Genomic DNA, 14,310 nt, shown 5'->3' on the forward strand with positions numbered 1-14,310 from the left:
CCGTTTCGACTGCGCCGGAAGTGGGGCGAATTATAGAGACTCAGGATCTGCCGTCAACCCCTAATTTCGCTTTTCTTTCAATAACTTGCAGACAGGCCAAAAAACATCCAATTCCCTCTATATAGATGAAGGATCCCGCACCCCTTCTATATAGAGAGAAGCCTCAGAGCACTCCATCTTCCTTCATAGCAGCCACTGCACCCGCCCCCAGACCCAGCACCCGCTGCAAAACGTCCAAGGTATGCTCACCCAACAAAGGAGGCGCATGGCGATACTCGACAGGCGTCCGCGACAGCCGAATCGGACTGGCCACCTGCGGCACCATCCCCGCCAGCGCGTGAGGCAGCTCAATCGCCAACCCGCGAGATTTCACCTGCGGATCCTCGAACACCTGCGACAGATCATTGATCGGCCCACACGGCACACCCGCCTGCTCCAGCCGAGCCACCCACTCGGCAGTAGTCTTGAAAACCGTCGCCTGACGGATCAGCGGAATCAGCACAGCCCGATTCGCCACTCGCAGCTTATTAGTAGAGAAACGCGGATCGTCCGCCCACTGCGGCTGCCCCGCCAATTCGGCAAATTTGCGGAACTGCCCGTCATTGCCCACCGTGAGAATGAAGTCGCCATCAGCCGTAGGAAAATCCTGATACGGCACGATATTCGGATGCGCATTTCCCAGCCGCTTTGGCGCAGTGCCCGTCGTCAGGTAGTTCATCGCCTGATTGGCCAGGCATGCCACCTGCACATCCAGCAGTGCCATATCGATGTGCTGCCCACCACCATCGTGATCACGATGAGCCAGCGCTGCCAGGATCGCCACGGTCGAGTACAGGCCCGTCAGAATATCGGTCAGCGCCACACCCACCTTCACTGGTCCGGCCCCCTCATCACCCTCAGGTCGCCCGGTCAGGCTCATCAACCCACCAAGCCCCTGAATCATGAAGTCATAACCCGCACGCTTGGCATAAGGTCCGGTCTGACCGAAACCGGTGATCGAGCAATAGATCAGATCCGGATTGATCGCCTTCAGCGACTCGTAATCCAGGCCATAAGCCGCCAGGCCACCCACCTTGAAGTTTTCGATCAGGATGTCCGACTTGGCCGCCAGATCCCGCACAAGCTTCTGACCTTCGGGACGCGTGAAGTCGATCGTCACCGATTGCTTGTTGCGGTTGGCCGACAGGTAATAGGCCGCCTCGCTGGTGTTCTCGCCATAAGCGTCTTTCAGGAAGGGCGGCCCCCAGGCACGGGTGTCATCACCATTGCCCGGGCGCTCGACCTTAATAACTTCCGCCCCAAGATCGGCCAGGATCTGACCAGCCCACGGGCCGGCCAGCACTCGCGATAAATCCAGTACCCGCAGATGCGACAGCGCGCCCATGGTCGCTCTCCTGTTAATAGAACGCCTGCAAGCCGGTCTGTGCACGACCGAGGATCAGCGCGTGAACGTCGTGGGTACCTTCATAGGTATTCACCACTTCCAGGTTGACCAGGTGACGGGCCACACCGAATTCATCGGAAATCCCGTTGCCACCCAGCATGTCACGCGCCATGCGGGCGATCTCAAGAGACTTGCCGCAGGAGTTACGCTTCATGATCGAAGTGATTTCAACCGCAGCAGTGCCTTCGTCCTTCATACGGCCCAGACGCAGGCAGCCTTGCAGCGCCAGGGTGATCTCGGTCTGCATGTCAGCCAGCTTCTTCTGGATCAACTGAGTGGCAGCCAGCGGACGACCGAACTGCTGACGATCGAGGGTGTACTGGCGAGCGGTGTGCCAGCAGAACTCGGCCGCGCCCAGCGCACCCCAGGAGATGCCATAACGCGCAGAGTTGAGGCAGGTGAACGGACCTTTCAGACCACGCACGTCCGGGAAGATGTTCTCTTCCGGCACGAACACGTTGTCCATGACGATTTCGCCGGTGATCGAAGCCCGCAGGCCGACCTTGCCATGAATCGCCGGAGCGCTCAGACCTTTCCAGCCCTTCTCCAGAACGAAACCACGGATGTCGCCCGCATCGTCCTTGGCCCAGACGACGAACACATCGGCGATCGGGCTGTTGGTGATCCACATCTTGGCACCGGTCAGGCTGTAGCCGCCGTCGACTTTGCGTGCACGAGTAATCATCGCACCCGGGTCGGAACCGTGGTTCGGCTCGGTCAGACCGAAGCAGCCGACCCACTCGCCGGAAGCCAGTTTCGGCAGGTACTTCTGCTTCTGTGCTTCAGTACCGAATTCGTTGATCGGCACCATCACCAGCGAAGATTGCACGCTCATCATCGAACGGTAGCCAGAGTCGACGCGCTCGACTTCACGAGCAATCAAACCGTAGCTGACGTAGTTGAGGCCGCTGCCACCGTACTGTTCGGGGATGGTCGCGCCCAACAGGCCGACCTCACCCATTTCACGGAAGATTGCCGGATCGGTCTTCTCATGGCGGAAGGCTTCCAGAACGCGTGGCGCGAGGCTCTGCTGGGCGAATTGCTCGGCAGTGTCGCGGATCATGCGTTCTTCTTCAGTCAGCTGTTGATCCAGCAGCAGTGGATCGATCCAGTTGAAGCTAGCTTTACCGCCCATGAGTGAGTCCTCGCAAATCGGGTGAATTAACGTGGCATTGATCCTAGGCCCGCTTCGCCCTCCCGGCAAACGAGGATTTCGCATCCTGTTGTGCTAATTTCTCACTCCGAAACGTCGCGAAATGCCGAATAAGCGATGTATTAGTGAGGTTGACGTACATGCGCCGCAAGATACCCAGCACCACCGCCCTGATCAGCTTCGAGGCTGCCGCCCGCCACGAGAGCTTTACCAAGGCCGCCGAAGAACTTTCCCTCACCCAGGGCGCCATTTGCCGACAGATCGCCAGCCTTGAAGACTTCCTCAGCGTCGAACTCTTCCGACGCTCGCGTCGCGGAGTGAAGCTGACAGAAGCGGGCCTTTCCTACAGCCGTCGGGTCGCCACCCAACTCGATGCCGTAGAACGCGACACCCTGTCAGTGATGGGCCAGCAAGGTACCAACGTGATCGAACTCGCCGTGGTGCCCACCTTCGGCACGCAATGGCTGCTGCCAAGATTGAAGGACTTCCAGCTCAAGCACCCGGAAGTGACGGTCAACCTGACCAACCGCACCCGCCCGTTCCTGTTCGCCGACACCGACTTCGATGCCGCCATCTACTTTGGCGATGCCGACTGGTCCGGTACCGAATCCCACAGACTGATGGGCGAGAATCCGATGCCGGTGTGCAGCCCCACCCTACTTGGCAGCAAGAACAGTCTCACACCCGAAGAGATCGCCGATCTGCCTCTACTCCAGCAAACCACCCGCCCCTACGCTTGGCGACAGTGGTTCAACTCGCAGCACCTGAATATCCCCCGCGACATGACAGGTCCGCGCTACGAGCTATTCTCTATGCTGGCCCAAGCGGCCATGCACGACATGGGCATCGCGCTGATCCCACCATTCCTCATTCAGCGTGAACTGGCCGAGAAACGCCTGGTGATCGCCAACCCGAACGCGTTCTCCAGCATCAAAGCGTATTACCTGATGATTCCGGAGCGAAAGGTCGAATCGGCGTCACTCAAGGCTTTTCGCGACTGGCTGGTGAACCAGGCACACAGCTACAACCTAGAAGGCTAGAGGGTTTCAGCGATTACTAACCCCGTAGTCAGGAAAATCAAAGCCCTACAGATATAACTATTTGTCGCAAATAGACAGACTGTATCCGAAAGTCGTACAGACGTCCCACAAGCGCCTGCCGACGTGGCTTTGAGCCCTCATTCGCGACTCATTGCGACCTATTCACGTCACCGATGAGAAAATTCTTCAAATTCATCCAGACTCCTTGAAAGGCACGGCCTGCAAGGGATTCAACTGGCCATCTGCGACATTCGGTCACGGGATGACTTGTAGTTAATTTTCCGTCACCCGTCATAATCCCTTGAAGGGCATAAACTTCGCCTGCAAAATGCCGCGCCCCGCCCTGATTTGGCGGGATCGTGCTGATCGGCCGCCCCAGTCGCACCATCCGTAGTGCATGGGTTTACTCAATAAGATCACGCAGGAGATTTGACGTGCACATTGGTGTTCCTCTCGAAACCCAGACCGGTGAAACACGGGTTGCTGCAACCCCGGAAACCATTAAAAAGCTGATCAGCCAAGGTCATAAGGTCACTGTGCAAACCGGCGCCGGCGTTAAAGCCAGCGTTGTCGACAGTGCCTATGAAGCGGCAGGCGCAACCATTGGCAGTGCCAATGACGCGTTTGGCGCCGAGCTGATTCTCAAAGTGGTCGCGCCAAGCGATGCCGAACTGACGCTGATCAAGCGCGGAACGGTGCTGGTGGGCATGCTCAACCCTTTCAACAATGACACCATCGCGAAGATGGCCGAGTGCGGGATTACCGCGTTCGCCCTTGAAGCGGCGCCACGTACCTCCCGGGCCCAGAGCCTCGACGTGCTGTCGTCCCAGGCGAACATTGCCGGCTATAAGGCGGTGCTGCTGGCCGCTCACTACTATCCGCGCTTCATGCCGATGCTGATGACCGCTGCGGGCACCGTGAAAGCGGCGCGCGTGCTGATTCTGGGTGCTGGTGTGGCCGGGTTGCAGGCGATTGCCACGGCGAAACGTCTGGGTGCCGTCATCGAAGCGTCCGACGTACGTCCGGCCGTGAAGGAACAGATCGAATCCCTCGGCGCCAAGTTCGTCGACGTGCCTTACGAGACCGATGAAGAACGCGAATGCGCGGTCGGCGTCGGCGGTTACGCGCGTCCGATGCCGGCGAGCTGGATGCAGCGTCAGGCCCAGGCCGTGCACGAGCGCGCCAAGCAGGCTGACATCGTCATCACCACCGCACTGATCCCGGGCCGCAAGGCACCGACGCTGCTGAGCGCGGACACCGTCGCGCAGATGAAACCCGGCTCGGTGGTCATCGACCTCGCGGCCGCTCAGGGTGGCAACTGCCCGCTGACCGTGGCCGATCAGGTCGTGATCGAGAACGGCGTGACCATCGTCGGCCCGACCAACCTCGCCGGTGAAGTCGCCGCAGACGCCTCGGCGCTGTACGCACGCAACCTGCTGGACTTCCTGAAGCTGGTCTTCACCAAAGAAGGCCAGTTCGAAGTGAACCTCGAAGACGACATCGTCGCCGCGTGCCTGATGTGCCGCGACGGCCAAGTCATCCGCAAAAACGCCTAAGCAGGGATTCAGACGATGGAAGAGCTTATCTCCCCCGGTATCTACAACCTGATCATCTTCGTGCTGGCGATTTATGTCGGTTACCACGTGGTCTGGAACGTTACACCCGCGCTGCACACGCCTTTGATGGCGGTGACCAACGCCATTTCGGCGATCGTGATCGTCGGCGCCATGCTCGCCGCCGCCCTGACCGTCACCCCGCTGGGCAAGACCATGGGCACCCTCGCCGTGGCACTGGCCGCGGTCAACGTGTTCGGTGGCTTCCTGGTGACCCGCCGCATGCTTGAGATGTTCAAGAAGAAAGCCCCGAAAGCAAAAGAAGAGGCGCCTAAGTAATGAGCATGAACCTCGTCACGACGCTCTACCTGATCGCGTCGATCTGCTTCATCCAGGCCCTCAAGGGCCTGTCGCACCCGACCACGTCGCGCCGCGGCAACCTGTTCGGCATGCTCGGCATGGCGCTGGCAATTCTAACCACCGTCGGCCTCATCTATAAGCTGGGCGCCGAGCTGGCCACCGCCGGCATTGGCTATGTGATCGTCGGCCTGCTGATCGGCGGCACCGCCGGTTCGATCATGGCCAAGCGCGTTGAAATGACCAAGATGCCGGAACTGGTTGCGTTCATGCACAGCATGATCGGCCTGGCAGCGGTGTTCATCGCCATTGCTGCCGTGGTCGAGCCGCAGTCGCTGGGCATCGTCAAGCAACTGGGCGACTCGATCCCGGCGGGTAACCGTCTGGAGCTGTTCCTTGGCGCAGCCATCGGTGCAATCACCTTCTCCGGTTCGGTGATCGCCTTCGGCAAGCTGTCGGGCAAGTACAAGTTCCGTCTGTTCCAGGGCGCACCGGTACAGTTCAGCGGTCAGCACAAGCTGAACGCGATACTGGGTCTGGCGACGCTGATCCTCGGCGTCACTTTCATGCTGACCGGCAACCTCGCCGCGTTCGCACTGATGCTGGCCCTGGCATTTGTCATGGGCGTGCTGATCATCATCCCGATCGGTGGCGCCGACATGCCGGTGGTGGTGTCGATGCTCAACAGCTATTCCGGCTGGGCAGCAGCGGGTATCGGCTTTTCGCTGAACAACTCGATGCTGATCATTGCAGGCTCCCTGGTGGGTTCGAGCGGTGCGATCCTCTCGTACATCATGTGCAAGGCGATGAACCGTTCCTTCTTTAATGTATTGCTCGGCGGTTTCGGCAATACAGCAGACGCCGGCCCTGCCGGTGAGAAGGAAGCCCGTCCGGTGAAATCCGGTTCGGCTGACGACGCGACTTTCCTGCTGACCAACGCCGACACCGTGATCATCGTTCCGGGTTACGGTCTGGCGGTGGCCCGTGCACAGCACGCCCTGAAAGAGCTGACCGAGAAGCTGACTCATCACGGCGTGACCGTGAAGTACGCGATCCACCCGGTGGCCGGTCGGATGCCTGGGCACATGAACGTACTGCTGGCCGAAGCCGAAGTGCCGTACGACCAAGTGTTCGAGATGGAAGACATCAACTCCGAGTTCGGCCAGGCCGACGTGGTGCTGGTGCTCGGCGCCAACGACGTGGTCAACCCGGCCGCCAAGAACGATCCGAAATCGCCGATTGCCGGCATGCCGATCCTCGAAGCGTTCAAGGCCAAGACCATCATCGTCAACAAGCGCTCGATGGCCAGCGGCTATGCCGGTCTGGACAACGAACTGTTCTACCTGGACAAGACCATGATGGTGTTCGGCGACGCGAAGAAAGTCATCGAAGACATGGTCAAAGCGGTCGAGTAACCCTCGCCGGCAACACCGGACGCCCCGACTTGTCGGGGCGTTTTTGTTTGCGCAAACCGTCGGACAATTTGCCGCGTTGTTGCAGATCCGGTAACGGTGTTTTACTTGAAACCCGCTAAATAGACGCCTCGTTTGCGACCTTGGTAGCGGGACAGGCGCTCGCGAAATTCACTAGACTGCGCATCCTGCTACTCGCTGCCCGAGAAAATAATCCATGTACCGTGACCGTATTCGCCTGCCTTCGTTGTTGGATAAAGTGATGAGCGCCGCCGACGCCGCTGCGCTGATTGAGGACGGCATGACCGTCGGCATGAGCGGCTTCACCCGCGCCGGCGAAGCCAAGGCCGTGCCCCATGCGCTGGCCGAGCGAGCCAAGGTCACGCCGCTGAAGATCAGCCTGATGACCGGCGCCAGCCTGGGCAACGACCTCGACAAGCAACTGACCGAAGCCGGCGTGCTGTCGCGGCGCATGCCTTTCCAGGTCGACAGCACCCTGCGCAAGGCAATCAACGCCGGCGAAGTGATGTTCATCGACCAGCACCTGTCGGAAACCGTCGAGCAACTGCGCAACCAGCAACTGAAGCTGCCGGACATCGCCGTGATCGAAGCCGTGGCCATCACCGAACAGGGCCACATCGTGCCGACCACTTCAGTGGGTAACTCGGCGAGCTTCGCGATCTTCGCCAAACACGTGATCGTCGAGATCAACCTGGCACACAACGCCAACCTCGAAGGTCTGCACGACATCTATATCCCGACCTATCGCCCGACCCGCACGCCAATTCCGCTGGTAAAGGTCGATGATCGCATCGGCAGCACCGCGATCCCGATTCCGCCGGAGAAGATCGTCGCCATCGTTATCACTCAGCAGCCGGATTCGCCGTCCACCGTGTCGTCGCCGGATGTCGACACCAAAGCCATCGCCGATCACCTGATCACCTTCCTCAAGCAGGAAGTCGATGCCGGACGCATAACCAACAAGCTCGGCCCGTTGCAGGCCGGGATCGGCAACATCGCCAACGCTGTGATGTGCGGGCTGATCGATTCGCCGTTCGAAGACCTGACCATGTACTCCGAAGTGCTGCAGGATTCGACCTTCGATCTGATTGACGCCGGCAAGCTGAGCTTCGCCTCGGGCAGCTCGATCACCCTGTCGGAGCGGCGCAACAGCGACGTGTTCGGCAACCTGGAGAAGTACAAGGACAAGCTTGTGCTGCGTCCGCAGGAGATCTCCAACCACCCGGAAGTGGTGCGGCGCCTGGGCATCATCGGCATCAACACGGCCCTTGAGTTCGACATCTATGGCAACGTCAACTCCACCCACGTCTGCGGCACGCGGATGATGAACGGCATCGGCGGCTCGGGCGACTTCGCGCGCAACGCACACCTGGCGGTGTTCGTGACCAAGTCGATCGCCAAGGGTGGCGCGATTTCCAGCGTGGTGCCGATGGTCAGCCACGTCGACCATACCGAGCATGACGTCGACATCCTGGTGACCGAGGTGGGCCTGGCCGACCTGCGCGGCCTCGCACCACGGGAACGCGCCCGAGTGATCATCGATAACTGTGTGCATCCGGATTTCCGCCAGGCGCTGAACGACTACTTCGACAAAGCCTGCGCCATTGGCGGTCACACCCCGCACATCCTGCGTGACGCCTTGAGCTGGCACATCAATCTGGAAGAAACCGGACGCATGCTGGCGGTGTAATCCGCACAGATTTTCCGCTGGCGCAAACACAGTTTCGCCAGCGGAAATTTGAAAACCACTTCATGCGCCAAAAACTGTACTGCTGTACCGGTCTTTTCCTACGGCTTTTGCCTACTCGAATCATCGAATTGGGGAAAAATGCACCAAACAAGAGCAGACAGATACAGTTTGCGCAATTTTGACCCGTACACCCCCTATAAACAGTTAACTGGTCACTCACAATACAGGTGAACTGTATCTAGAGAGTCTGGCCAAACGAGAGGATCATGGGCACCAGTTAAACCACTACCTAATCCCGCCACAAGCGGAAGGATGTCAACCATGGAACGTACACTCAGTTCCGAACTGTTCTTCGAAGACAAAGCTGTAAACACCCAGGCCTCCCTGCCTCTGCGCGTTATCGCCAACCTGATGCTGTGGCAGCGCCGCATCTCCAGCCGCCACCAACTGGCTCGCCTGGATTCGCGTCTGCTGGCTGACGCAGGTATCAGCGAAGCACAACGCTACGAAGAGCTGAGCAAGCCGTTCTGGCGCTAAGCAGCGTCGCTGGCTCTGGTCGCTAGACCCACCGCCAGCAACCCGAATTGAACACACAAGACCCGTCGCGGGAAACCGCGACGGGTCTTGTCGTTTCAGGGCCTGAAAAAAGCCAATACAGCGGGTCTCCTGCGAGACAGGTACAGTTTTAATAAAAACACAATTGAACCAGTACAATTTACTGCCAGTGTATCTGTTTCGGAATCTGCTTCAGGCCCAACATGACTTTTCGCCTCCACTGGAAAAGGAAACGGTCATGAATGACTTACAGGATGTTTCGGCAATTTCGACCCCGGTACCTGTTCGGCTTTACCTGCTGCGACGTCTGCTACAGCAGCTCTGGCAAAGTCTTGAACGCGCCAGGACGCGGCGCCTGCTGGCTCAACTCGATGGACGGGATCTTGCCGACCTCGGTCTCAGCCATGCCGATCGATTGAATGAAATGGAAAAACCCTTCTGGCGCTAGCACTCTGCCCTCTGTGCGAATTTGGCGCGTGCGCCTAATATCCATGCAGAACGTGGCGAATGCTGTGCGACTGGCGTCTGACCTTCAGACACCGAGCCACCTCTCAATACGGTTTATCCACAGGAGTTCTCCCATGTCCCGTCTTCGTCTGCTCAGCGCCGCCGCCCTGCTGGCCGTAGCTGCCAACGCCAGCGCCACCAGCTTCATCGTTACCACCGACGCCGTGGTTGGCGCGCTCAAGTCCTCCTCCGATGCCACTTCCGACGTCACGTCGTCCTTCCGTGACGACAAGATCGTGCTCGCCGCCCGTGACGACGCTGCCAGCTTTGTGGCCAGCGAAGGTGAAATCCGCGGCGTGAAACTGGAGAGTGCACTGGATCACATCCGTCATCAGGCTCCACAACTGAACGCGACCGACGCACAGCTGGCCCAGGCCATTCTGACGATCTAAGCGACAGGAACATTACGGGGCACACCGGTCGTGTCCCGATGTTTCGGCGCTGGCTCTAGTTCGGGCATTGCGCTAGCCTTGGGACTCGCCAACAGCTGCCGAGTCCCATGCGTTTTCTTAAAAATCTGCTTATCCCCTCTATCCTGCTCACCGCCTGCTGGATTCCTCTGGCAGACGCCTTCGATGTGTCCACACAAAACACCGTGGTCAGCGTCTGGGCCACCGGCATGGTGTCTTCCGCGCCGTTCGACCGTAAACTGATCATCGCCGCGCACGACGATGCCGCAGCGTTCGTTGCCAGTGACGGCCAGATGCGCGGTGCACAGCTCGAATCCGCCCTGCATTACCTGCGCAAGAGCCGGCCAAAACTTCATGTCAGCGACCTTGAACTGGCACAGGCAATTCTCGTCCAATAGTCATCCCTGTCTTTTCGGAGTCGTTCCATGCGTAGCCCGCTGATTGCTGCCGCCCTTGGCCTGCTGTTGTTGGCCGATATGGCCCAGGCACACACCCTGGTAGCCACCAGTAACATCATCGTCCGCGCCTCCCAGCGCACCATCGATTTCACCTCCGACACCACCACGTCGATTCGCGATTCAAAAATCATCCGCGAAGCCCACGACGACGCTGCCAGTTTCGTGGCCAGCGACGGTGATATCCGTGGTGCAAACCTGGAAGCCGCTTTCAACACCTTGCGCACCCGCGTGCCGGAAGCTCGCGACGCCAGTGATCAGGTACTCGCCGAAGCCATCCTCGCACTGTGAAGTCATTCGGCACCTGGCTACTGGCCGGGGCGTTGTTGCTGCTTGGCAACAGCGCCCACGCCGGCCTGCAATTGCGGCTCAAGACCGACGGCCTGAGCCCCGCCCAACAACAGGCCAGCCAGGCGCTGCTCGATGAAGCCATGCAGGCATTGCCGCCGAGCTTCATCGAACGCCTGGACCGGCGCATCGATGTCGGCTGGACCGACGACATGCCCGGCAACGCCTATGGTCAGGCGACGCTCGTCTCCGAGCTGGATCTGAACCGCAAACTGCTCGCCAGCCTCACCGACGGCACTGCGGCCACGCAAAAAACCAATCGCCCCCACGGCACCGTACGCCGGGAACTACTGGCCACGGTGCTGCACGAAATCACCCACATTTACGATCGCGCGCGCTTGTGGCCAGCGGCCGAACGCACGCTGATCCAGCGCTGTACCCGACGCAACAACAGCGCCGGGCTGATCGGCATTCCCGATGGGTGCCGCGGCCAGAACGGTCGGCGCTTCACCCTCAGCGATGATCCACGCCTGCTCGACCTCGCCGGCTGGCAGCAATACGTCGGGCGACGGGGTGAGCGGGAACAGCACAACCGGCAGATCGCCCGCAGCCCCGACCTCTACGAAATCTCCAGCCCGAAGGAGTTTGTCGCGGTCAACATGGAGTATTTCCTCCTCGACCCGAGCTACGCCTGCCGTCGCCCGGCGCTGTATCGCTATTACCAGGAACACTTCGGCTGGGCACCGCCCGCGAAAGATGAGTGCGCCAAAACCTTCGCTTTCCTCAATGCCGGCAACGACTTTGCCAAACAGCCCCTGGGCCAGGTCGATCCGGAGCGCGTGTACGCGGTGGATTATCTGTTGGCCGAAGCCAACCAGAACTGGGTCAGCCGTTGGGGCCACAGCATGTTGCGTCTGGTGATCTGTGCACCGGGCCGACCACGCGGGCCTGACTGCCGACTGGATCTGGATCAGCATCTGGTGCTGTCATACCGCGCCTTCGTCGGTGACGTGCAGCTGTCGAGCTGGGATGGACTGGTCGGCAAATACCCGTCGCGACTGTTCGTGCTGCCGCTGGCGCAGGTGATCGACGAATACACCAAGACCGAACTGCGCAGCCTGGCGTCGGTGCCGCTGAATCTCTCGCGCAGCGAAATCGAGGGCGTGGTCGAACACGCCGCCGAAATGCACTGGAGCTACGACGGCAATTACTTCTTCCTCTCCAACAACTGCGCGGTCGAAGGTCTGAAACTGCTGCGCAGCGGCAGCAACAACGCCCGGCTCACCGGCCTCGACAGCATCATGCCCAACGGCTTGCTGGAGGTGCTCAAGGGGCGAGGCCTGGCCGACACCAGCGTGCTCGATGATCCGAAAGAGGCGCTGCGCCTGGGTTATCGCTTCGATTCGTTCCGTGACCGTTATCAGGCGATGTTCGACGTGTTGAAGAAGCAGTTGCCGATCAAGCAGACAACCGTCGAAGAATGGCTTTCGCTGTCCGCGGAAGAGCGTCGCCCATGGTTCGAACGGGCTGACCTGCGCACCAGCGCCGCGTTGTTGTTGCTGGAGCAAGCCAGCTTCCGCCGCCAATTGCTGTTGGCTCAGGATGAGGTCAAGCAACGCTACCTCGGCGCCCGGGAGCTGGAAAACGGTGGCATGGACAAGGCCAACGCCACCTTGCAGCAGATTCTCGCCAACAGCGGCTTCCTCAGCCGACCCGCAGAACTGCTCGATTCCCGAGGTTATGGCCTGCCGCAACCGAGCGAATTCAGCCGACTGGAAGCGGAAAGCAGCCAGCGCCAGAAACAGTTACTGGCCCTGACCGGCGATCTGGATAAAGAAGTACGCGCGTTGCTGGAGCCCAAACGAGCGGCCGAGATCGCAGCCAGCGAGGCCAACGTGAAGCAGATCGGCGAGCATCTGCGCAAACTGCACAAAGCGTCGGGCGGACTGGAATTGCCCTGAAAAACAACGACCCTGAAAACAAAAGACCACAGCCTGTGAAGACTGCGGTCTTTTTTATTGCCTGACGATCAGTACAGAACGCCATCCAGCACTTCGTAGACGACCCCGCTGCCCACCGCGATCAGCACGATGTCACCACCAGCACGACGCCATTCATAACCCGGGTAATACGGCAGGCGACTCAAAGCCCGGTTATCCAGCCGCTCGCCGTAATAGCCATGGGGCAGCGGTCGGCCACGGACCAGATGGATGCCTGGAGGTGGCGGTGCACCGCGCACGAAGTAGCCATGATTGTCGCGGATCACCTGACGCACCGGGCCGAAATCCCGAGGCGGCGGGCCGCCGCGATGGTTGCTTTGCCAATCATGGTGATCACCACCGCGATTGTCGTAGTGGCCCTGCTGCGGGCCGCCGTGGTCGTGATCGTCGCGCGGATCGGCGCTGGCCAGCAGCGGCGTCGCGCTGATCATCAGCACGCCCAGACTGGCAATCAGACGTTTCGGCATTTTCATCGGGTCTTTCCTCACTGCACTGACAGCAAAAAGGGATTCAGAACGTGGTTCTGAATCCCTCGGTCTTGCTCAATTAGTCTGTGCCGCGAGGCTCTAATTCCTCTGTATCAGGAACTTTACCTTCAGCTGACGCGAGCCTTACGCACGCCTTCGGACAGCGCCGAACACAGGCTCAGCACGCCGTCGATGGCCTGGTCCGGCGTGGTCGCGTTGGCGATGTGATCGATCAGCGCCGAGCCCACCACCACACCATCGGCCAGACGCGCAATAGACGCGGCCTGCTCCGGCGTACGGATACCGAAACCGATGCTGATCGGCAGATCGGTATGACGACGCAGACGCGCCACCGCTTCCTCGACGTGTTCCAGAGTCGCCGCACCGGCGCCAGTTACACCCGCAACCGACACGTAATAAACGAAGCCGGAGCTGCCGTTCAACACTTTCGGCAGACGCGCATCATCGGTGGTCGGCGTAGTCAGGCGGATGAAGTCGATGCCCGCCGCCTGGGCCGGATCGCACAGCTCCGAGTTGTGCTCCGGTGGCATGTCGACCACGATCAGACCGTCAACGCCGGCCTCTTTGGCTTCGGCGATGAAACGCTCGACGCCGAACTTGTGGATCGGGTTGAAGTAACCCATCAACACCAGCGGCGTGTCGCTGTTGTCCTTGCGGAACTCGCGGACCATTTGCAGGGTTTTGAGCAGGTTCTGCTTGGCGCCCAGGGCACGGATGTTCGCCAGCTGAATCGCCGGGCCGTCGGCCATCGGGTCGGTGAACGGCATGCCCAGCTCGATCACATCGGCACCGGCTTTCGGCAGGCCTTTGAGGATGGCCAGCGAAGTGTCGTAGTCCGGATCGCCAGCGGTGACGAAGGTCACCAGCGCTGCGCGGTTCTGTTCTTTGAGTTCGGCAAAGCGGGTTTGCAGGCGGCTCATCAGTGTTTCTCCTGCTT

15 protein-coding genes are annotated in these 14,310 nt (G+C 60.0%); 11 read left to right on the forward strand and 4 right to left on the reverse strand.

Going from position 1 to position 14,310, the window contains the following annotated elements; genetic code table 11:
• Positions 1-163: 163 nt before the first annotated feature.
• Both N8H71_RS28340 and N8H71_RS28345 read right to left on the reverse strand, forming a co-directional pair.
• Positions 164-1,384 (reverse strand): CaiB/BaiF CoA transferase family protein, encoded by a 1,221-nt coding sequence (locus N8H71_RS28340; protein WP_262196494.1) that lies wholly within the window; start codon positions 1,382-1,384, stop codon positions 164-166.
• Positions 1,385-1,397: 13 nt separating this feature from the next.
• Positions 1,398-2,579 (reverse strand): acyl-CoA dehydrogenase, encoded by a 1,182-nt coding sequence (locus N8H71_RS28345; protein WP_262196495.1) that lies wholly within the window; start codon positions 2,577-2,579, stop codon positions 1,398-1,400.
• A 158-nt stretch (positions 2,580-2,737) separates the two neighbouring features.
• Between N8H71_RS28345 and N8H71_RS28350 the strand changes: the two genes are divergently transcribed.
• From N8H71_RS28350 to N8H71_RS28400, 11 genes are all read left to right on the forward strand, one after another.
• Positions 2,738-3,637 (forward strand): LysR family transcriptional regulator, encoded by a 900-nt coding sequence (locus N8H71_RS28350; protein WP_262196496.1) that lies wholly within the window; start codon positions 2,738-2,740, stop codon positions 3,635-3,637.
• 434 nt (positions 3,638-4,071) lie between these two features.
• Positions 4,072-5,193, forward strand: a complete 1,122-nt coding sequence (locus N8H71_RS28355) for a Re/Si-specific NAD(P)(+) transhydrogenase subunit alpha (protein ID WP_011331831.1) — start codon at positions 4,072-4,074, stop codon at positions 5,191-5,193.
• A gap of 15 nt (positions 5,194-5,208) precedes the next feature.
• The gene (locus tag N8H71_RS28360; protein WP_003220416.1) at positions 5,209-5,529 is read left to right on the forward strand and encodes an NAD(P) transhydrogenase subunit alpha; all 321 of its coding nucleotides are present in this window, start codon (positions 5,209-5,211) and stop codon (positions 5,527-5,529) included.
• Complete coding sequence (locus N8H71_RS28365; RefSeq protein WP_262196497.1) at positions 5,529-6,962, forward strand: NAD(P)(+) transhydrogenase (Re/Si-specific) subunit beta; 1,434 nt, start codon at positions 5,529-5,531, stop codon at positions 6,960-6,962. Before N8H71_RS28360 ends, N8H71_RS28365 begins: the two co-directional genes overlap by 1 nt.
• Positions 6,963-7,176: 214 nt before the next feature.
• Positions 7,177-8,670: an acetyl-CoA hydrolase/transferase family protein gene (locus N8H71_RS28370; protein ID WP_262196498.1), complete on the forward strand. Its 1,494-nt coding sequence runs from the start codon at positions 7,177-7,179 to the stop codon at positions 8,668-8,670.
• A gap of 321 nt (positions 8,671-8,991) precedes the next feature.
• Positions 8,992-9,207 (forward strand): DUF1127 domain-containing protein, encoded by a 216-nt coding sequence (locus N8H71_RS28375; protein WP_007911656.1) that lies wholly within the window; start codon positions 8,992-8,994, stop codon positions 9,205-9,207.
• Positions 9,208-9,463: 256 nt separating this feature from the next.
• Positions 9,464-9,673, forward strand: coding sequence for a DUF1127 domain-containing protein (locus tag N8H71_RS28380; protein WP_262196499.1), 210 nt, complete (start codon positions 9,464-9,466; stop codon positions 9,671-9,673).
• 133 nt (positions 9,674-9,806) lie between these two features.
• Positions 9,807-10,124, forward strand: a complete 318-nt coding sequence (locus tag N8H71_RS28385) for a DUF2388 domain-containing protein (RefSeq protein ID WP_007953908.1) — start codon at positions 9,807-9,809, stop codon at positions 10,122-10,124.
• 107 nt (positions 10,125-10,231) lie between these two features.
• Positions 10,232-10,540, forward strand: coding sequence for a DUF2388 domain-containing protein (locus N8H71_RS28390; protein WP_262196500.1), 309 nt, complete (start codon positions 10,232-10,234; stop codon positions 10,538-10,540).
• A gap of 27 nt (positions 10,541-10,567) precedes the next feature.
• A complete protein-coding gene (locus N8H71_RS28395; protein ID WP_007953910.1) occupies positions 10,568-10,888 on the forward strand; it encodes a DUF2388 domain-containing protein in 321 nt (106 codons plus the stop codon).
• On the forward strand, positions 10,885-12,846 hold the full coding sequence (locus tag N8H71_RS28400; RefSeq protein ID WP_262196501.1) for a DUF4105 domain-containing protein: 1,962 nt from the start codon (positions 10,885-10,887) through the stop codon (positions 12,844-12,846). Before N8H71_RS28395 ends, N8H71_RS28400 begins: the two co-directional genes overlap by 4 nt.
• 68 nt (positions 12,847-12,914) lie before the next feature.
• Here N8H71_RS28400 and N8H71_RS28405 read toward each other — a convergent pair whose 3' ends face one another.
• Complete coding sequence (locus N8H71_RS28405) at positions 12,915-13,358, reverse strand: anti-virulence regulator CigR family protein (RefSeq protein ID WP_007953914.1); 444 nt, start codon at positions 13,356-13,358, stop codon at positions 12,915-12,917.
• 122 nt (positions 13,359-13,480) lie between these two features.
• Positions 13,481-14,293 (reverse strand): tryptophan synthase subunit alpha, encoded by an 813-nt coding sequence (gene trpA / locus N8H71_RS28410; protein ID WP_236197518.1) that lies wholly within the window; start codon positions 14,291-14,293, stop codon positions 13,481-13,483.
• Positions 14,294-14,310 lie beyond the last annotated feature (17 nt).

It is taken from the genome of Pseudomonas koreensis (assembly GCF_025447595.1).
GTDB lineage: Bacteria > Pseudomonadota > Gammaproteobacteria > Pseudomonadales > Pseudomonadaceae > Aquipseudomonas > Aquipseudomonas koreensis_H.

Excerpts from the sequence above, each read along its gene's own strand:
- N8H71_RS28340 (WP_262196494.1), bottom strand. The coding sequence starts at position 1,384 with ATGGGCGCGCTGTCGCATCTGCGGGTACTGGATTTATCGCGAGTGCTG.
- N8H71_RS28345 (WP_262196495.1), bottom strand. The coding sequence starts at position 2,579 with ATGGGCGGTAAAGCTAGCTTCAACTGGATCGATCCACTGCTGCTGGAT.
- N8H71_RS28350 (WP_262196496.1), top strand. The coding sequence starts at position 2,738 with ATGCGCCGCAAGATACCCAGCACCACCGCCCTGATCAGCTTCGAGGCT.
- N8H71_RS28360 (WP_003220416.1), top strand. The coding sequence starts at position 5,209 with ATGGAAGAGCTTATCTCCCCCGGTATCTACAACCTGATCATCTTCGTG.
- N8H71_RS28365 (WP_262196497.1), top strand. The coding sequence starts at position 5,529 with ATGAGCATGAACCTCGTCACGACGCTCTACCTGATCGCGTCGATCTGC.
- N8H71_RS28370 (WP_262196498.1), top strand. The coding sequence starts at position 7,177 with ATGTACCGTGACCGTATTCGCCTGCCTTCGTTGTTGGATAAAGTGATG.
- N8H71_RS28375 (WP_007911656.1), top strand. The coding sequence starts at position 8,992 with ATGGAACGTACACTCAGTTCCGAACTGTTCTTCGAAGACAAAGCTGTA.
- N8H71_RS28380 (WP_262196499.1), top strand. The coding sequence starts at position 9,464 with ATGAATGACTTACAGGATGTTTCGGCAATTTCGACCCCGGTACCTGTT.
- N8H71_RS28385 (WP_007953908.1), top strand. The coding sequence starts at position 9,807 with ATGTCCCGTCTTCGTCTGCTCAGCGCCGCCGCCCTGCTGGCCGTAGCT.
- N8H71_RS28390 (WP_262196500.1), top strand. The coding sequence starts at position 10,232 with ATGCGTTTTCTTAAAAATCTGCTTATCCCCTCTATCCTGCTCACCGCC.
- N8H71_RS28395 (WP_007953910.1), top strand. The coding sequence starts at position 10,568 with ATGCGTAGCCCGCTGATTGCTGCCGCCCTTGGCCTGCTGTTGTTGGCC.
- N8H71_RS28405 (WP_007953914.1), bottom strand. The coding sequence starts at position 13,358 with ATGAAAATGCCGAAACGTCTGATTGCCAGTCTGGGCGTGCTGATGATC.
- trpA (WP_236197518.1), bottom strand. The coding sequence starts at position 14,293 with ATGAGCCGCCTGCAAACCCGCTTTGCCGAACTCAAAGAACAGAACCGC.